Origin of the sequence: Clostridium puniceum, assembly GCF_002006345.1 — a bacterium.
GTDB classification, from domain to species: domain Bacteria; phylum Bacillota; class Clostridia; order Clostridiales; family Clostridiaceae; genus Clostridium; species Clostridium puniceum.
On sequence record NZ_LZZM01000098.1, the window covers coordinates 1 to 17,807 of the forward strand.

16 protein-coding genes, 2 tRNA genes and 2 rRNA genes are annotated in these 17,807 nt (G+C 28.0%); 14 read left to right on the top strand and 6 right to left on the bottom strand.

Annotation, left to right across the window (positions count from 1 at the left end):
- The 9 genes from CLPUN_RS07105 to CLPUN_RS29370 form a co-directional block, all read left to right on the top strand.
- A 23S ribosomal RNA gene (locus CLPUN_RS07105) occupies window positions 1-109 on the top strand; the annotation flags it as partial.
- A 133-nt stretch (window positions 110-242) separates the two neighbouring features.
- Window positions 243-359, top strand: a 5S ribosomal RNA gene (gene rrf / locus CLPUN_RS07110).
- A gap of 45 nt (window positions 360-404) precedes the next feature.
- Window positions 405-481: transfer RNA gene (locus CLPUN_RS07115), tRNA-Ile, on the top strand.
- Window position 482: 1 nt separating this feature from the next.
- Window positions 483-558 (top strand) — tRNA-Ala (locus tag CLPUN_RS07120).
- Between the two features lie 459 nt (window positions 559-1,017).
- Complete coding sequence (locus tag CLPUN_RS07125) at window positions 1,018-1,455, top strand: hypothetical protein (RefSeq protein WP_077846617.1); 438 nt, start codon at window positions 1,018-1,020, stop codon at window positions 1,453-1,455.
- 24 nt (window positions 1,456-1,479) lie between these two features.
- Window positions 1,480-1,950: a VanZ family protein gene (locus CLPUN_RS07130; RefSeq protein WP_077846618.1), complete on the top strand. Its 471-nt coding sequence runs from the start codon at window positions 1,480-1,482 to the stop codon at window positions 1,948-1,950.
- 30 nt (window positions 1,951-1,980) lie between these two features.
- Window positions 1,981-2,217 carry an ATP-binding protein gene (locus CLPUN_RS07135; RefSeq protein WP_242954070.1) on the top strand — a complete coding sequence of 79 codons (237 nt, stop codon included), beginning with the start codon at window positions 1,981-1,983 and terminating at the stop codon, window positions 2,215-2,217.
- A 423-nt stretch (window positions 2,218-2,640) separates the two neighbouring features.
- Window positions 2,641-3,510: a UbiA prenyltransferase family protein gene (locus CLPUN_RS07140; RefSeq protein WP_077846620.1), complete on the top strand. Its 870-nt coding sequence runs from the start codon at window positions 2,641-2,643 to the stop codon at window positions 3,508-3,510.
- A gap of 33 nt (window positions 3,511-3,543) precedes the next feature.
- On the top strand, window positions 3,544-4,524 hold the full coding sequence (locus tag CLPUN_RS29370; RefSeq protein WP_077846621.1) for an HAD-IB family phosphatase: 981 nt from the start codon (window positions 3,544-3,546) through the stop codon (window positions 4,522-4,524).
- Between the two features lie 73 nt (window positions 4,525-4,597).
- On the opposite strand, the gene CLPUN_RS07150 is transcribed toward CLPUN_RS29370, so the two are convergent.
- Window positions 4,598-6,463: an LTA synthase family protein gene (locus CLPUN_RS07150; protein WP_077846622.1), complete on the bottom strand. Its 1,866-nt coding sequence runs from the start codon at window positions 6,461-6,463 to the stop codon at window positions 4,598-4,600.
- A 24-nt stretch (window positions 6,464-6,487) separates the two neighbouring features.
- The gene (locus CLPUN_RS07155; protein WP_077846623.1) at window positions 6,488-7,969 is read right to left on the bottom strand and encodes a glycosyltransferase family 39 protein; all 1,482 of its coding nucleotides are present in this window, start codon (window positions 7,967-7,969) and stop codon (window positions 6,488-6,490) included.
- Between the two features lie 580 nt (window positions 7,970-8,549).
- Here CLPUN_RS07155 and fusA point away from each other — a divergent pair.
- Both fusA and CLPUN_RS07165 read left to right on the top strand, forming a co-directional pair.
- Window positions 8,550-10,631 (top strand): elongation factor G, encoded by a 2,082-nt coding sequence (fusA, locus tag CLPUN_RS07160; RefSeq protein WP_077846689.1) that lies wholly within the window; start codon window positions 8,550-8,552, stop codon window positions 10,629-10,631.
- A gap of 256 nt (window positions 10,632-10,887) precedes the next feature.
- Window positions 10,888-11,523 (top strand): Crp/Fnr family transcriptional regulator, encoded by a 636-nt coding sequence (locus CLPUN_RS07165; protein ID WP_207652744.1) that lies wholly within the window; start codon window positions 10,888-10,890, stop codon window positions 11,521-11,523.
- Window positions 11,524-11,671: 148 nt separating this feature from the next.
- On the opposite strand, the gene CLPUN_RS07170 is transcribed toward CLPUN_RS07165, so the two are convergent.
- From CLPUN_RS07170 to CLPUN_RS07185, 4 genes are read right to left on the bottom strand one after another with little or no spacing between them, the layout of a single operon-like run.
- Entirely contained in the window at window positions 11,672-12,094 is a 423-nt protein-coding gene (locus CLPUN_RS07170) for a gamma-glutamylcyclotransferase family protein (protein ID WP_077846625.1), read from the bottom strand.
- 4 nt (window positions 12,095-12,098) lie between these two features.
- Window positions 12,099-12,713 (bottom strand): pyroglutamyl-peptidase I, encoded by a 615-nt coding sequence (gene pcp, locus CLPUN_RS07175; protein ID WP_077846626.1) that lies wholly within the window; start codon window positions 12,711-12,713, stop codon window positions 12,099-12,101.
- 20 nt (window positions 12,714-12,733) lie between these two features.
- Window positions 12,734-13,690: a DUF979 domain-containing protein gene (locus CLPUN_RS07180; RefSeq protein ID WP_077846627.1), complete on the bottom strand. Its 957-nt coding sequence runs from the start codon at window positions 13,688-13,690 to the stop codon at window positions 12,734-12,736.
- A 20-nt stretch (window positions 13,691-13,710) separates the two neighbouring features.
- Window positions 13,711-14,394, bottom strand: coding sequence for a DUF969 domain-containing protein (locus CLPUN_RS07185; protein WP_423237286.1), 684 nt, complete (start codon window positions 14,392-14,394; stop codon window positions 13,711-13,713).
- 268 nt (window positions 14,395-14,662) lie between these two features.
- Here CLPUN_RS07185 and CLPUN_RS07190 point away from each other — a divergent pair, with 268 nt between their 5' ends.
- The 3 genes from CLPUN_RS07190 (at window position 14,663) to CLPUN_RS07200 (ending at window position 17,754) form a co-directional block, all read left to right on the top strand.
- A complete protein-coding gene (locus CLPUN_RS07190; RefSeq protein WP_077846629.1) occupies window positions 14,663-14,908 on the top strand; it encodes a hypothetical protein in 246 nt (81 codons plus the stop codon).
- Window positions 14,909-15,014: 106 nt separating this feature from the next.
- On the top strand, window positions 15,015-15,968 hold the full coding sequence (locus CLPUN_RS07195) for an ROK family protein (RefSeq protein ID WP_077846630.1): 954 nt from the start codon (window positions 15,015-15,017) through the stop codon (window positions 15,966-15,968).
- Between the two features lie 550 nt (window positions 15,969-16,518).
- Window positions 16,519-17,754, top strand: a complete 1,236-nt coding sequence (locus CLPUN_RS07200) for a competence/damage-inducible protein A (protein ID WP_077846631.1) — start codon at window positions 16,519-16,521, stop codon at window positions 17,752-17,754.
- Window positions 17,755-17,807 lie beyond the last annotated feature (53 nt).

A 17,807-nucleotide genomic window follows, 5' to 3' on the forward strand; every position in this document is an offset into this window, starting at 1 on the left:
TAGCGTAAGCTAGTAAGACCCCTTGAAGACTACAAGGTTGATAGGTCAGAGGTGTAAGTATGGTAACATATTTAGCTGACTGATACTAATAGGTCGAGGGCTTGACCAATATATAATCAAGTTGTAAGTATACATTAAAAGTTATGTGCAATTTTGAAAGAATAATCTTTCAAAGAAATATAAATCACTAGCGTGATTTATATAAGTTTTTCGATTAATCATAGATTTGAGAAAAACTAACATCTCGTGATGATGGCATAGAGGTAACACTTCTTCCCATTCCGAACAGGACAGTTAAGGTCTATAGCGCCGATGGTACTGCACGGGTGACTGTGTGGCAGAGTAGGACGTTGCGAGGTATTCTTGTAGAATACAAGAGTTTTAGTTAAAGACTATTCATTAATGGATCTTTAGCTCAGTTGGTTAGAGCAACCGGCTCATAACCGGTAGGTCTAGGGTTCGAGTCCCTGAAGGTCCACCATGGGGGTTTAGCTCAGTTGGGAGAGCACCTGCCTTGCACGCAGGGGGTCAAGGGTTCGAATCCCTTAATCTCCACCATTAAGAACTATGAATTAAAATTCATAGTTCTTTTTTTATATAAGGAAAGTATAAAATTTTTTTGATTTAAAGGTCACTTATATAAATAATTTAGCGGTATAAAATGACAAAAGTGTTACTACGAAGTGACGTAGCATAGCCATTTTTTTATTATAGAAAAAACAGTAGAAATCTCTCGTAAAATAAATAAAAAATACTAACTATTAAAGTGTACAACAAAGAAATTATAAGATATAATTAAAATGTAAAATATAGGAAGTATATTTATTGATTAGTTATTAGGTTATTGTTAATTTTAAATGGAAGTTTATTATCTTTAGATAAAATTTCTCTTTATAATTAAAATTTTAGAAATTCCAGTTGTAAGCGATTAATAAAAGTATTGGTTTTGACAAGAATTATTGTTAAAATTTATTCTAAGATAAAAGATCAAATATTGTATTATGAGAGGGTATGATTATGGTGCGGACTATTGTATGTAAAAAGGATGGCTGTAGTGGCAATGAATTTTATATAGTGACAGAAGATAATAAATTGAAATTGACTTGTAAGGATTGTAATAGTGCTTATTATTATGATGTAAGTAATTATGAATTTGTAATGCTTTCAAATTGTGAGAGGTGTAATAACGATACATTTAAAGTGTTTAATAATTTAGAAGATCAAGGAATATATGCAAAATGCACTAAATGTGGAGAGCCGCCGGAGAAAATATTTATTGATGCCGAAGGAATACAAGTAACATATCAGGCAAAACTGTTACAAGATATAAAGCAGCTTATGAATCAGATTGATCAAAGGATTTGCAATTTAGAGATGAAAGTTGATGGATTAGAAAAGGGTCAAGAATTATTAGAGGAGTCACTTGCATATATCAATAGATACATGTCAGAGTAAAATTTAACTTAAGTGAGGAATAATATGAATAACAAAAGGAAAATTATTTATTGGAGTTTGTTGATTGCCTGGATGATTTTAATATTTGTAATGTCAAATCAACCGGCTAAAGTATCTGATTCTCAAAGTATAATAGTATTAGAATTATTTTTAAAGCTAGGTGTAGATATAAATGGAATTTTCGGAGATCTTGCAAATTTTGTTGTAAGAAAATTTGCACATTTTATTGAATATATGATTTTAGCATTATTTGCGTTTAATGCATTGAAATTATATTTTAATTTAGAGCATGTTTCTATTATAACTATAGTTTTTGTATTTTTATATGCTTGTTCTGATGAAATACATCAGTTATTTGTTTTAGGAAGAGAAGGTGCAATTAGAGATGTAATAATTGATACTTGTGGTGGCATTCTTTTAGTGTTAATAAGATTATGTATAATGTATATGAAAAATCTTGTTATTAAAAATAAAATTCGGACAAAATTAGAATAAAAAACTATTTTTAAAGCTAGTGATGTAAGTTTGATTAGCTTTTTTGTATTAGAGAATTATATTCTTGATAAAAATATAGAAGAAAAAGTTATTGCTTGCAATCTAGAAAAGATTGAAAGAATAGTATTGAATCTTTTATCAAATGCAATAAAGTTTTCCAATGAAGGTGATGAGATATCTGTTGAAGTTAAGGATAATGACGAATTTATTGAAATATCAGTAAGGGATAATGGCATTGTAATTGAATCTTCAAATGTTTATTCTTAATTTTTTTCTAGACATAAAGAAATATGAATAATAAGGTTGTAGCAGAATTTAATAAAAATTTTTAAAATATAAAATAATTAACTGAGAAATACTGTTTTCTAGATTTTATAGATGTTTTAGAGTATAAATAGAACTTATATTTTTTAGAGTATATATAAGAATTGTTAAAATGTAATGAATATAGTATAATATAAAAAGTGCAAATTAGTATTATAATTGTAGTATTGTAGCTAAACAGTATGTTTGAGTAGTTACATTTTAGTGGTTCAAACACAAATATAATACTTAATTTTTATTTTAAAGTTTAAAATAAAGCAATAATTAAATAAAATTAATAACAAAGATTATTATTCAGTTTTATGCATACTGTTTTAATAATTTTTGTTGTTTTGGATAAGATATATATGAATTGAGGTATACATTATGAAAAAATATTTAAAGTTAATGAGGGTTCATCATTATTTAAAAAATGTATTAATTTTTTTACCACTGATTTTTAATCAAAGTTTATTTAATGTTAATTTACTAGAAAAGACGATTTTAGGTTTTTTATCATTTAGCATACTTTCTTCTATAGTTTATGTAATAAATGATATACAAGATGTTGAAAAAGATAGAAAACATTCTACAAAGTGCAAAAGACCTATAGCCTCTGGAGCAGTATCAATAAAGTCAGCTTATACTTTAGTTGTAGTTATAGCTGTGTTTGGAATTGCCTTAAATTATTTAGCTTGTGGATTTAATTTTAAATCATGGGCGTTGGTGATAATGTATATAGGTTTTAACTTTGCTTATAGTATGGGTTTTAAGAATTTACCTATTATAGACATTACTATTTTAGTATCAGGATTTTTACTTAGAGTCTTATATGGATCTGCCGTAACAGCTATAGAAGTTTCTAAGTGGTTATACTTAACAGTAATAGCTATGTCGTTTTATCTAGGATTAGGTAAAAGGAGAAATGAATTAGATACAGAAGGAAGTAAAACTAGGAAAGTATTAAAATATTACAATCATGATTTTTTAGATAAGAATATGTATATGTGTTTAGGATTAACTATTGTTTTCTATTCATTATGGTGTGTAGATGCTACAACTATACAAAGATATTCCAATAGCATTATTAACATAGTATGGACAGTGCCACTTGTTATGCTGATTTGTATGAAATATAGCTTAAATGTTGAAGGAGATTCGGATGGTGATCCTGTCGGCGTGCTTTTAAAGGACAAGGTATTAATAGGAATGGTGCTTTTATATGCAATGATTCTATTATTTATAATATATGTGTAAGATAAGAAAATAGAGAATAAAGGAATATATAATATGAATGTTTATGATTTTGATAAAACCATTTATGATGGAGATAGTACATTAGACTTTTATTTATTCGCATTAAAAAGAAAACCTAGATTAATTAAGTATTTGCCTATTCAAATTTTAGGATTTCTAAAATATTTATTTGGATTATCCAGTAAATTAGAATTTAAAGAAAAATTTTATTATTTCTTAAATGGAATAGGTAATACGGATAATTTAATTGAAGAGTTTTGGAATGAAAAACAATCAAGGATTAAAGAGTGGTATTTAAATAGTAAAAAAGATTCAGATTTAATAATTTCAGCGTCTCCTGTATTTTTATTGGAGCCTATATGCAAAAGGATAGGAATTAAACATTTGATTGCATCAGAGGTAAATAAGAAAACTGGTATATGCGAAGGTGAAAATTGTTACGGAGAAGAAAAAGTAGTTAGACTTAAAAGAGAATTTAAAGATGCTATTATAAATGAATTCTATTCTGATTCATTATCAGATGCCCCTTTGTCTTTATTGGCAGATAAAAGATTTATTGTCAGTGGAACAAACATAATTCAATGGGATGAATATAAACCAAGTATAATTAAGAGAATAAAAAATATATTTTTAACTAAACAATTTTTCAACTTTTTAATTGTAGGTGGAATCAATACTATAAATGGCATATTATTTGCGTATATTTATTCATTGTTTTTACCTGTTAATATTGGATTTGTATTAGGATATGTTACAGCAATGACTATTTCATATTTTTTAAATAGTGCTATTGTATTTAAAGAAAGTATGATGTTTCAAAAATACATAAAATTCTGTATATCATATATTCCTAATTTTATTATTCAAAACATATTTGTTTTAATTTTTTATAATACTTTGGGCTGGAATAAGCTTTTGGTATTTGTTTTAGCAGCAATTATTGGTGTTCCAGTAACATTTATTATTATGAAGTTTTTTGCTTTTGATAAGAAGAATAAAGACGATATAAATTAGATACATTTTAAATATCCCCCATAGAGTAGATACGAATTATTCTGTCTTTATGAGGGATATTTTAATTCTTCATTTAGTTAGGCTTATATTTAGCAAAGAAATTAGTTTTAATTATTTTTTCGCCTATAATATATGAATTTAAAACATGTTGTTCTTCTTCAGGACTTTTAACTTTACCTTCAATTTCCTTAGTTCTTATAATAGTTGAATTTCGATTCGTATTAACTAGAACTCTTCCCATAGAAGTATTTTCATATAGGGATTTATCCATTCCCATAAGATAAGAAATTGTTGGTAAGAAGTCTGATTGCCCTCCAGAAGCTGTTATTATAGATGGATTCATATTTGGTGTATATATTATTAATGGAATTTTATGATCATAATCCTTCCACCAATTACCTTCATAATCTAAATCCTTAATTTCATTGTTGTAGTATTTGTGAACACCTGTATGATCACCATACATAACAACAACCGTGTTATTCAATATTCCAGATTCACTAAGTTTATCAAAGAACATTTTTATTTGTTCATCTGTATAATGTATACTTTCAAAATAACCACCAAGTTTACTTTCATCAATTTCTTTAGGTAAGTCTAATTGCCTGTACTGTTTACCTATGTTAAATGGACCATGACTTGATAATGTAGGTGATTGAAATAAAAATGGTTGTTTTACAGTTTTCAATTTCTCAGAAAGCTGATTTAAAAATGTTCTATCAGATATACCATAGCCTACAGCTTCGTCATAATTGTATTCATTAAGGCTCCATAAGGTCTCAACTCCAAATGCGTTTTTATGTAATTTAGACCAATTGAAAGCTGAATAATTTTCTGCATGTGAAGTTATTGTGTTATATCCTATGTTTTCAAAAAGTTTAGGCAATGAATTAGGATATGTATTTTCACTATAATTTAAAGCTGTAATTTGATCTCCTAAAGTAAAGGTAGAAGAATTAATTAGAAAATCACAATCAATACTATCCCCACCATTATTTTGTTCATAGATGTTTGTAAAATATAAGCCTTCCTTACTAAGCTTAGTCAAAAATGGTGCTATTTCTTTGCCATTAGTACTTTTTCCAATAACAAAGTTTTCTAATGATTCAATTTGAAGAAAAATAACATTTTTACCCTTAAACAAACCTTTAAACTCATTATCGGGGAGATTTTCTTTATTGTTATTTATCCAAGTTTCAATTTCATTTATATCATCAGAAGAAGGATTACTTACTAATCTAGTAATTGTTTTTGAAGCTTCTTGAAGATGATAGCTAATAGGACCAGAAGCGGCAACAGTTTCAGCAGGATTCCATTGAGGCTTAGATATACTAGCTGTTGAATAGTTTGATAACTTAAAAATATCAATAAATAAAATTGAACTTATTATTATTACAAGAGAAGTTGTTAAGCTGATTGTAAATTTAGGTAAATTCCTTTTTTGAGTGTTTGAGATTTTTTTTGAAATAAATAATATAGTGGTTGGAACTATATCCATAAAAAATACTAAATCAATGATTTCAGGATTAATTAGCGAAAGACCACTAGGATTAAATGTTCTTCTAATAAAAATATTTTGAAGACCTAAAAAATCTCTATTCGCTCTAAAATACCATAAATCAGAAATTATTAAAATAGTAAATAAGATATTTAGAATTATATAGAATAAAACTTGTTTTTTGTTAGAGAACATATATCCAAAGGAGTAAAGTAAAAGTACAAAGCCTAAGTAAACTATTGAAAATGAAAGTGCCTTTGTGAAGCTTGTACCGAAGTTTGATGAATACATATGTATAATTGTCATAAACAATATATTTTTAATCAGCATATCAAATATAGTAAAAAAACGAAGTTTAGCAATGGAGCTATCTAAAAACTTATTACTAAATTTCATAATACAATTCATAAATTTAGTAAAAAACAGTGTTAAAAATTTCATAAATTACTTCCTTTCAAATAATAATTAAAATTTAGTTTTGTCATTTGATGCTATTGCTGTAACTGGCAAAATTGCAAAGATAAAGTTTATTATAAATGAATATCTAGTTTGGGTTTCAAGAATTAAGAATGCAATTCCATAACCACATAAGATTATATAAAATAAATTAACAATCTTATTACATAGATATTCGTCCTTATTAAATAATCCTTTTATAATAAGAAATAATATTATTGAATAAACTAATTGATACCAAAGTACTCCTTTATGTTCAATATTTATTTTAATTTTATTTTCAGGAATACCAGCTTGAGACCAGTAGGCACCTGCATTGTCACCATTAGACCATTGTGAACCAAACTTGTGTATGAAAAAATTTGCTAATTCTAAAGGTGGAGTATTTGCATATCTATTTAGTATTCGTTCCTTAGAAGCTTTTTCTAAAGCGTCTCTATCTTCTAAGAGATTAGAAGTAAATTCAGCATCTTCAGGATTCCAGCTACCTCCGCTATTTATGTTACTTCCTCTTACTGCAGAAGTAATGCTAGGCTCACTTCCATCCCAAAGTTTTCGGTCAGTAATATTATTAACTATAAGAACATTTGAAAAAATAACAAATATCATAGTAAAGGGTATTATTATAAACATTATATTCTTAAATTTTACCTTTAAATTTTGATTGTCATAAATTACTATGTACATCAAATATGCTGCGACTATTATATAGGCTGCCATTCTAAATAAATGTCCTACAGATAACAGCAATCCTGACAATATCAAATATAAAGAATTCCTCTTATTATTAATTGCTAAAATGAAGCAGTATATACTAGCTAAATAAAAAGGAATAGCTATATTTTCAGAACAATATACAGGAACATAAAGAATAGATGAAGGCAAAATAGCCATAAAAAATGCACCTAATAAAGTTCTTCTATAATCTTTAAAGATTGAATTACATATAAGATAAACTAAAATAATTGATGAGGTAGATAATAGTACGTTAAGCATTTTTACTACAAATAATGCATTATCTCCAAAAACTTTAATTATTAAAGAAAGGAACAATGCATAAGGTGTCATATGAGGAAATCTAGCAAAGTATCCAAGTCCTTTAAATGCACTTGTATCTCCATTTAATAAATTATTTGCGGCATCATACATAGTTCTAAAATCAGAAATAGGAAAACTATTTGTGTTGAGAGCCCAAGTTAACCTAAGAACAAAACCAACTAATACAATTAAAAAAAATAAATTTTTCTTATAAACTTTTTTTGAAATTCCATAAAACAAACCAACTGTTAATGCAAAATAAAGTACTAATAAAACAACATTTACTATATTTAAATCTGTATAGTTTTCATATACAGAGTGAGCTGTTGTTCCAAATAGAATTAAAAAAAGAATTATAAGAGAATACACAACAAATTTAGTAAACCTTATTCCCAATAAATTCAAGTCTTTAAAATTTGTTTTAACATTTGAATTGAAGATGTTTTTAGCCATAATTAATTAATTCTCCTTAATAAAATAATCATACAATAAGATTAACCTAGTATATATGTTGAAATAAAAAATCAATTGACCGTTTAAATTTTTATACAGCTTATTTCTACAATACATATACAAAGATTATTATAATACAAAAATAGGCGAATACAAAGAGCAGGATTATTACTTTTGTGTGACTAAATATATATATTAAATAAACTTATGTTTAATTAAGTTTATACAGTAAAGTTAATTTAATATGGGAATGTTAATATGGTTTTATTGCAAAATCCTTATTGAAAACATATATATTAAATTGATATAAAGTATTTCAGTAGTAAATAATTTGAAATCATATACATAAAAATAAATTTTCAGAAAATTAAGAAAAATGAGAAGGATTTCAAAAATATACATAGAATTATTAATTATACTGCTAAGCAGTACATATAAATATAATATATTAGTTAGTGTAGATAGAAATCCGAAAATTATTTGTAAAATTTTCGATGCGGACTTATATCTAGCATATCATACAAGATGAAAGGCAGGTGGAAGCCAGCTTCTAAGGTGACTTAAGGGTTTGGCAGGGTTTATGAAAGATTATAGTATTAAAAATTTGAGAAATGTAGGGTTAATGGGACATAATGGAACAGGAAAGACTTCTTTAGCTGAAAGTATTTTATATTATTCAAAAATTACAGATAGATTAGGGAAGATTGAAGATGGAACTACTGCTTTAGATTTTGATACAGAAGAAAAGAAAAGACAATTTTCTATTTCTCTTTCAGTGGCTCCAATTGAATTAGACCATGTAAAAATAAACCTTGTGGACATTCCAGGGTATGCTGATTTTCAAGGTGAATGTATTGAAGGTATGAGAGCAGTAGATGTTGGAATGATAGTTGTTAGTGCAGTATCAGGAATAAAAGCTGGAACAGAAACGGCATGGGAATATTGTAATAAAATTAAATTACCTAGAACGATTTTTATAAATAAACTAGATAGAGAAAATGCTAGCTTTGATAAAGTTTTAGATTCTCTTAATAGAAAATTTGGAATAAGCGTTGTTCCTATTCAATATCCAATAGGAATAGAAGATGGATTTAAAGGCGTAGTAAATGTGATTTCAAAGCAAGCAAGAATATATGATGTTAAAACTAAAGAAATAAAAATTCTAGAGATTCCAGAAGAATTAAAGGAAAAAATTGAAGATTGTAAGAGAATGATTATGGAGTCAGTAGCTGAAACTGACGAAGTATTACTTGATAAATATTTCAGTGAAGGAACTTTAAGTGATGAGGATATATATCATGGGTTAATAAAAGGATGTGCTAGTGGTGACATAGCGCCTGTTATGTGTGGAAGCGCAACTAAAGTTATAGGAATGGATTCTTTGATTGATGATATAGTTGAATGTTTCCCTTCACCAGAATATGCAATTCCTCAAAAAGCATTGGATGTTTCAAAAAATGAAGAGGTATTTATAAATCTCAATCAAGATAAACCTTTTTCAGCATTAGTATTTAAAACTATTGCCGATCCATTTGTAGGTAAAATATCCTTTTTTAGAGTTATGACTGGAGAGGCAAAGGATGATATGACAGTGTTAAATGTTAATAAGGATAAAACTGAAAAATTATCTCATATTTGCTTTATTAGAGGTAAGACACAAATACCAACTAAAAGGATTATTGCTGGTGATATAGGAGCAATTTCTAAATTGCAATATACAAATACAGGAGATACATTAGTAAATCCAGAATTTAAGGTTATGTATGACAAGATGAATTTTCCAAAAGCAGTGTGTTCTATGGCCGTAATTCCACAGGCTAAGGGTGATGAGGAAAAAATATCTCAAGCTTTAAATAAGCTTAAGGAAGAAGATCCTGTTTTTGAAGTATATAGAGACTTAGAAAATTCTGAAATTATTATTTCAGGACTTGGAGAAACTCATATAAATGTAATCTCAAGCAAGATAAAGAGTAAATTTGGCGTAGATGTAATATTAAGTATTCCAAAGGTTCCTTATAAAGAGACTATAAAGGGCTTTGCAGATGTACAAGGTAAACATAAAAAACAATCAGGTGGACATGGACAATATGGAGATGTTGTTATTAAGTTTGAACCTAGAAATGATGGGGAGGAAGATTTGGAATTTGTTGACAATGTTGTTGGCGGAGCTGTTCCAAGAAACTTTATTCCAGCAGTAGAAAAAGGCTTAAGAGAATGTATAATACATGGAGTTTTAGCAGGATGTCCAGTTATAGGACTTAGAGCAATACTTCATGATGGTTCATATCATGCTGTAGATTCCTCTGAAATGGCATTTAAGATTGCAGCGTCTATAGCATATAAAAAAGGACTTGAACAAGCTAAACCTATTTTATTAGAACCTATAATGAAGATAGAAATTATATTACCTAATGAATATATGGGAGATGTAATGGCTGATATAAATAAAAAGAGAGGCAGGGTAATTGGAATGGAAGCAGAGGGTGAAAAGCAAAAAATCACAGCAGAAGTTCCGCTTGCAGAAATCAGAAAATATGCTACTGAATTACGTTCATTAACTCAAGGTAGAGGAATATTTATTAAAGAGCTTTCAAGATATGAAGAAGTTCCAGAAGTAGAAGTTGCGAAAGTTATAGAAAGTATAAAAGAATCACGAAAATAAATTTATGTAATTACAAGAAAATATGCAGTTAAAAGAATAAAGGTTGTGTGGATCCTAGTTATTAAGATAACAGTTAGGCACATGGCCTTTATTAAGTATTTAGAAATCTAATTGCAACATATATATCTTATTTTCATCAATGAAAATTTAGTTTGTTTTCAATCATAGCTTATTTTGATATAATATATAGTATTGTAGCATAGTGGGGTGAAGATATATGTATGAGGAGTTATTCGACAGAAAAAAACAATCAGAAATGAGGAAATATTTTTTAGAAATAGCTCATACAAAAGGAATAAAAAAAAGTTATAAAAAAAATGAAGTTATTGAATTTGAAAATAATGATTTTATTGGAATAGTTACTAAAGGAGTGTTATCTCAAAGTATTATAAGTATGGGAGGGAATATACATTCATTGTATTTACTAAGATATGGAGAAATACTTGGAGAAACATATTATTTTTGTGGTGGTAAAAATAATATTTATACAATTGCAAAGGAATATACGGAAGTAGCATATATATTAAAGGATAAAATTGATCAAGAACTAAGAAATAATCAAGAAATATATAAATATTTTATACATAGTATTACTAGAAAATTTAGGATAATTATGTTGCAGTTGACTAATAGCACATTTAATGATTCTGTAGGAAAAATAGCAAATGCATTATTAAGGCTTTCAGCTTGTTCCGAAATTGACCCTTTGGGAAGGACTAAAATTAATATGATATTTACACATCAAGAGCTTGCAAATAACATAGGATGTTCAAGAATAACTGTCACAAATTGTTTGAATAAGTTTTTAAATGAAAATACTATAAGTTATGAAAATAAGAAAATAATTATTAATCAGCCAGAAATTCTAAAGAAATATGTGGATATAATTTAAGGTTAGTCTAATAGTTTATTAATATTCATTTTTTAATATATAAAAAGAAGATGTTCCATTAAGAAATTAAACCACAATATTGTTATATTAGAATTAAAAAATCTGGTATAATATATTGTGGCTTTTTTAATCTTTGTATTATAATAGTTTAATAATTATTATTAAAAAATGCTTTCCAATTTCCAGAATCAATATATTTTGTATGTTCTCTTTCTAATATATCTAAGTTTATTAGCTTATAGAATGAAAGCTTTTCTGAAGTACTGTTTGAATAATATACATCAACATATTCTCTTTCATAGATTACATAATCCATGCCAAAAAAATATTTTTCAAAATTATCTAACTTGTTTAAAGTATTTTGAAAAATATCATCAAAAAATTCAATTATTTCTCCGTATACTTTATCATTTCCATCAATTACTGCAGGACAATCATGTTCATATAAGTGATACAATTTTCCATATATATAGCCTGTTTCGATAGAAGTCACTTTATCTTTTAAGTATTTATTATAGTTATGGAAGTCCTTCATAAGAGTTCCGTATACAAATATTTTGGTTTTATTCATATCTTTAAGCCTTTTTTTGAAATATGATAACTTCAATAGCAGTTTCTATTGCAGTTATCATGGAATCTAAGTCCATTGCTGGAGTATTTTTCTTATTCATAACTTGTTCAAATAAAAATGGTATATGAATAAATCCAGATTGAATATTTAAGTCATTCTTGTGAGCATAATTTAATATGCTATACATAACATGATTACATACATATGTGCCAGCAGAATTCGATATAGATGCAGGTATATTCTTTGAGTTGATTGAATTGACTATTTCTTTCACAGGTATAGTTGCAAAATAAGCACTTTCGCCATTTTCATCTATTTTTTTATCGATTGGCTGTTGATTTAAATTATCAGGTATTCTAGCATCATCAATATTTATAGCTATTCTTTCAACAGTTATATCAAACCTGCCACCAGCTTGACCTATACTCAATACATAATCTGGATTAATTTCTTCAATATTTTTTACTATTATTTCTGTAGATTTATTAAAGGCAGTTGGAATTTGAAGTTTTATAATCTCAGCACCAGCTATATTATCCTTAAGTCTTTTTACTACTTCATACGCAGGATTAATACTTTCTCCTCCAAAGGGATCAAACCCTGTAACTAAAATTTTCATTTGTGTCCTCCTAAAATTTTTTAAAATGCCCATATATACATTAATGTAATATGAATTATAAGCATTATTATTGAAATTGGTAATTGATATTTTATTACGCCATATTTTTTGTCTTCAATTTCTAATATTGATGTAGGTACAATATTAAAATTTGCAGCCATTGGAGTTAACAACGTACCACAGAATCCAGATGTTAAGCCTAATGCTGCTACTATAACCGGATCTCCTCCTTGAGCGATTACAAAAGGAACACCTATACCTGCAGTAATTACAGCAAAGGCAGCAAATCCGTTACCCATTATCATTGTAAATATTGCCATTCCTAAGCAGTATGCTATTATGCCAGCGAGAATATTTCCGCTAGGTATAAAACTACTGATTGAACCAGAAATCACATTTCCAACACCTGCAGCAGTAAAAACAGAACCTAAAGCGGCTAATAATTGTGGAAGTATATTTGCAGGCCCAACTACCTCAAATAATCGTCTACCATCATCTAACATTTCTTTTGGAGATCCTTTTGTTATTAATAAGGCAAGGATGATAGAGGTTATACTACCAACACCTAAAGCAACTAATGAACCTAATTGTTGATTCCATATTTGAGCAACTAAAAAAGTTACAACAGCAAGAGCTAATGCAGGGATGAATATATAACTTCCAATTTTCTTGGCAGCTTTCGCTTTAAATTCCTTAGTAGATTCATTAAATTTATCAAATTTTACAAGTCTAAAAGCAGAGAGAAGAGCTAATACAAGAACTAAATAACCTATATAAATATCTGGAATAAATATATTTTTATCACCCCACAATAATCCGATTCTGCTAAAGGTAAAAATAAAGCCAAGTATGCCCCAAAAAAGTGCAGTAGGTATTTTTGAAGGATGATTTTTATCTTTTAAGGTTCCATATGTAGAATAGAAACAGACTAACCCACAAAGAACATACAATAATTCTGTTAATGATGTTTTTAGCATAATTGTACCCCCTTTTCTAACTATTTATCATTTTTTTTGCTTTTTATTTTATATTTTTTATCAAACTTTTTATCATAATATAAGAATTGAATCGTACCAACAACCATAATAATAATCGCTACAGGTAAAGATGCTTTTGCAATATCTAGAGCTTCGACTGGATAGTTTAATTCCTTCATAACTCCAACTATAAGTAAAACACCACCTGAAGCCATAAAGAAATTTTGTCCAAAGAAATTTCCATAGTTTTCGACCGCACCATTTAATCCTCTTATGGCTTGAATGTCTTCTTCGCTTAGTTTGCCATATCTGCTTTTTGCAGCACCTTCAGACATTGGTAATATTAATGGTCTTATAAACTGGACATGTCCACCTATTCGGACTGAAAACATTGAGGCTAAGGTTCTTATAATTAAGTATATAGAAGTTAATCTTCCAAAAGTAGCAGATTTTATTTTACTGATTAGATCTGCAGCTTTTTCTCTCAAACCATATCTTTCTAATATACCTATAGCAGGTAGAGAAATAATGAAAAGAGACATATATCTATTTTCTACAAAAGCTTTGCCTAAAGTTGTAACAATGTCATTAAAGGACATTTCGGAAACAAGACCTGTTGCTATACCAGCAACAACAACTACAGCAATAGTATCTAGTTTAATAATAAAGCCGACAATAATTATCAAAATTCCAATTAATTTAATCACAATATAAATCCCCCTTTATCAATTTAATTAAATTTACCATAGATAGAATTAAAAAAATGTATCCCAGACTACAAAAGAATATAAAAAATATAAAAATACATGGTTTTTGTTGATAAATAAGTAATGTATGATAGATATTAGTGAAAATACGATAAATAATTTAATGAAAGAATTTTGTATTAAAAGGCATAAAAGTATGAATAAGATGAAATACTATTTTTGTATTAGTATTGAATTTTAATAGTATAACTAAGGAGGAATATTAATGTCAGATTATAGCATGGACATTAGTGGGCGTATAGGTTTAAGTGATTATAGTAATATATTTGATTATTTAAATATAATAGAAAAAGACGATAATTTTATAATAAAAATTGACAAGAATAATAGAGGTGATATAGATATGATAAACTCTATGTTACAGGACAATAAATTTATTATTAACTATACTCAATATGATGATTTTGGTAACTATTACATAAGTGCAAATAAAGCATCTCTAAAAAAATAATATTTTAAAATACAGGTTTTATTAATAAGACATAATATAGTATAATATCTATTAGAACAAATTGTTTTTAATTGGGAAATTAAATGAAATGAAGGAGAGTTATATTATGCAAAAGTATGTTGTAGGAGTAGATTTAGGGGGCACAAAAATAAGCACTGCATTATCTAATTTAAATGGTGAAATAATAAGCCAAACGACAGTGCCAACAAATGCTAATGAAGGAGAAATTCCTGTATTAAATAGAATTATTGAATCTATAGAAAAAGTAATAAAAGATGGATCAGCAAATTATGAGGAGATAAAAGGAATTGGAATTGGTTCACCAGGGCCTTTGGATGCAGAAAAAGGAACTATAATTTATACACCAAACCTTCCATTTAAAAATTTTAATTTAGTTGAACCAATAAATAAGAAATTTGAAATACCTGTATTTTTAGATAACGATGCAAACGTTGCAGCTATTGGTGAATACATGTTTGGAGCAGGAAAAGGTGCTAAACATGTAGTATTCTTCACTGTAAGTACTGGAGTAGGTGGAGGAGCTGTTTTAAACGGAAAGGTTTATAGGGGACACACTTCAAATGCTTTAGAAATTGGACATATGACAGTAGCTCCAAATGGACCAAGATGTAACTGTGGAAACATTGGATGTGTAGAAGCAACATCATCAGGAACTGCGATTGCAAAAAGAGGACAAGAAGCATTAAACAGTAAGATTGAAACTTCATTAAGAAAATATGAAACTGTTACTTCATATGAAGTATTTACAGAGGCAGCAGCAGGAGATCAAGTTTGCAAGGATATAATTGATAATGCATTAAATTATTTAGGAATAGCTGTTGCTAATGCAGTGTCTATCTTTGATCCAGAAGTGATAATAATTGGTGGTGGAGTAGCAGCTGCAGGAAATATTGTTTTTGATACAGTAAGAAAAGTTGTTGATAAGAGATGTTTTAAATCTATGGCCGAATCAGTTAGAATTGTTCCAGCAGGTTTAGGTACAAATGCAGGAGTAGTAGGAGCAGTAGCTTTAGCATTACTTGAAACAGAAGATAAATAATGTTTATCTTGCAATCGCTTGAATAATTAAGTTTGTATAATAAAAATCGTAAAATATAATTTTAGAATAGATTAAATATTACAGATATTAGAAAAATATTCTGTTTTAGTAAGTATTTAGTATGAATAAGCAAGGGAGTTTGCACATATACTATAAACATAGAACTTCCTTGCAATGAATTTTTTCTTCTCATACATATTACTAATTTTATTTTAGGTAAATGCTTAATGTAAATATTAGTATTTTATAATTGTAATATTTACCTAAAATATATTGAGATGAAAAAGTTTTTTATATAAGCTATCTCTAAATATTAATTTAGAGATAGCATATTATAAAAGAACATATTTGCAACATAAACCTATCCGAATAATATATTGGATAGGTTTTACATATTTTAGTTATATTTTTACAAGTTTATAACTCGAATCAAAGATATATATTTATTTTATGAAATAATTGACAATGAAATGTTAATAAACTAATATTGTTAAAAAGCTTTAAACAAATTTTCTATAAGCAAATATTTAGAGATAAGAGGGGGATAAGTATGAAGGCAGAAATTATAGCTATAGGAACAGAAATTTTGCTAGGAGACATAGTTAATTCTAATGCGCAGTATTTAGCACAGGAATTAGCTACTCTAGGCATAGACATGTATTATCAACAAGTAGTAGGAGATAATGAAAATAGGATTCTGCATGCTTTTAGTGAAGCGTATAGCCGCAGCGATATTATAATAACAACAGGAGGTTTGGGACCTACAGATGATGATCTTACAAAGGAAGTTGCAGCAAAGTATTTTAATAAGGAGCTCATTCCAGATGAAGAGTCAATTGAAAAAATAAAGAGCTATTTTAAATTCAGACAAAGAAAAATGACTGAAAATAATTTAAAGCAAGGACTGATTCCCAAAGGAGCTATTATTATAAATAATAATAATGGGACAGCTCCTGGAGTAATAATAGAAGAAAATAACAAAATAATGATTGTTTTACCAGGGCCACCAAAAGAAATGAAACCAATGTTTGAAGAAACGGTTAGACCTTATTTTCAAAAAAAGGCTGATTCAGTGCTAGTATCGAAGATGATAAAGATATTAGGCAGTGGGGAAAGTGCTGTGGCAGAGGATGTTAAGGATTTGATGGATGCTCAAACTAATCCTACTATTGCACCTTATGCAAAAGAAGTAGGAGTAATGCTTCGTGTAACAGCAAAGGCTGAAACTCAAGAAGAAGCTTTAAAATTAATAGAACCTATAGAAGATGAAATTAAAGAAAGATTAGGAGACAATGTCTATGCAACAGAGGATATAGGAATAGAAGATGTTGTAGCCAAACTTTTGATTGAAAAGAAACTTACAATATCTACAGCTGAGTCTTGTACAGGAGGAATGATAGCAAGTACCCTTATAAATTATCCAGGAATATCGGAGGTATTTTTAGAAGGTGCTGTTACATATTCAAATGAAGCTAAACATAAAAGGCTTGGTGTTAAAAATGAAATCTTAGATAAATATGGAGCTGTAAGTGAAGAAACAGCAAGAGAAATGGCAATTGGAATTGCTAATACAGCAGGAACAGACGTGAGTATAGTTACTACAGGAATTGCAGGTCCAGAAGGTGGTACTGATGAAAAGCCAGTTGGATTGGTTTATGTAGGTGTATATGTACAAGGGCAAGTAACAGTTCAAAAATGCATCTTTAATGGAAACAGAAGCAGAATAAGGCTTCAAGCAACAATAACTGGATTAGATATGCTTAGAAGAATTTTGATTAAAAAATAGGTCTCTCCATAAAGGGCTATTAAAATATTGACCATATGATGAAAATTTTCAAC

Coding starts and splice junctions, on each gene's coding strand:
- CLPUN_RS07125 (WP_077846617.1), top strand. CDS start 1,018: ATGGTGCGGACTATTGTATGTAAAAAGGATGGCTGTAGTGGCAATGAA.
- CLPUN_RS07130 (WP_077846618.1), top strand. CDS start 1,480: ATGAATAACAAAAGGAAAATTATTTATTGGAGTTTGTTGATTGCCTGG.
- CLPUN_RS07140 (WP_077846620.1), top strand. CDS start 2,641: ATGAAAAAATATTTAAAGTTAATGAGGGTTCATCATTATTTAAAAAAT.
- CLPUN_RS29370 (WP_077846621.1), top strand. CDS start 3,544: ATGAATGTTTATGATTTTGATAAAACCATTTATGATGGAGATAGTACA.
- CLPUN_RS07150 (WP_077846622.1), bottom strand. CDS start 6,463: ATGAAATTTTTAACACTGTTTTTTACTAAATTTATGAATTGTATTATG.
- CLPUN_RS07155 (WP_077846623.1), bottom strand. CDS start 7,969: ATGGCTAAAAACATCTTCAATTCAAATGTTAAAACAAATTTTAAAGAC.
- fusA (WP_077846689.1), top strand. CDS start 8,550: ATGAAAGATTATAGTATTAAAAATTTGAGAAATGTAGGGTTAATGGGA.
- CLPUN_RS07165 (WP_207652744.1), top strand. CDS start 10,888: ATGAGGAAATATTTTTTAGAAATAGCTCATACAAAAGGAATAAAAAAA.
- CLPUN_RS07170 (WP_077846625.1), bottom strand. CDS start 12,094: ATGAATAAAACCAAAATATTTGTATACGGAACTCTTATGAAGGACTTC.
- pcp (WP_077846626.1), bottom strand. CDS start 12,713: ATGAAAATTTTAGTTACAGGGTTTGATCCCTTTGGAGGAGAAAGTATT.
- CLPUN_RS07180 (WP_077846627.1), bottom strand. CDS start 13,690: ATGCTAAAAACATCATTAACAGAATTATTGTATGTTCTTTGTGGGTTA.
- CLPUN_RS07190 (WP_077846629.1), top strand. CDS start 14,663: ATGTCAGATTATAGCATGGACATTAGTGGGCGTATAGGTTTAAGTGAT.
- CLPUN_RS07195 (WP_077846630.1), top strand. CDS start 15,015: ATGCAAAAGTATGTTGTAGGAGTAGATTTAGGGGGCACAAAAATAAGC.
- CLPUN_RS07200 (WP_077846631.1), top strand. CDS start 16,519: ATGAAGGCAGAAATTATAGCTATAGGAACAGAAATTTTGCTAGGAGAC.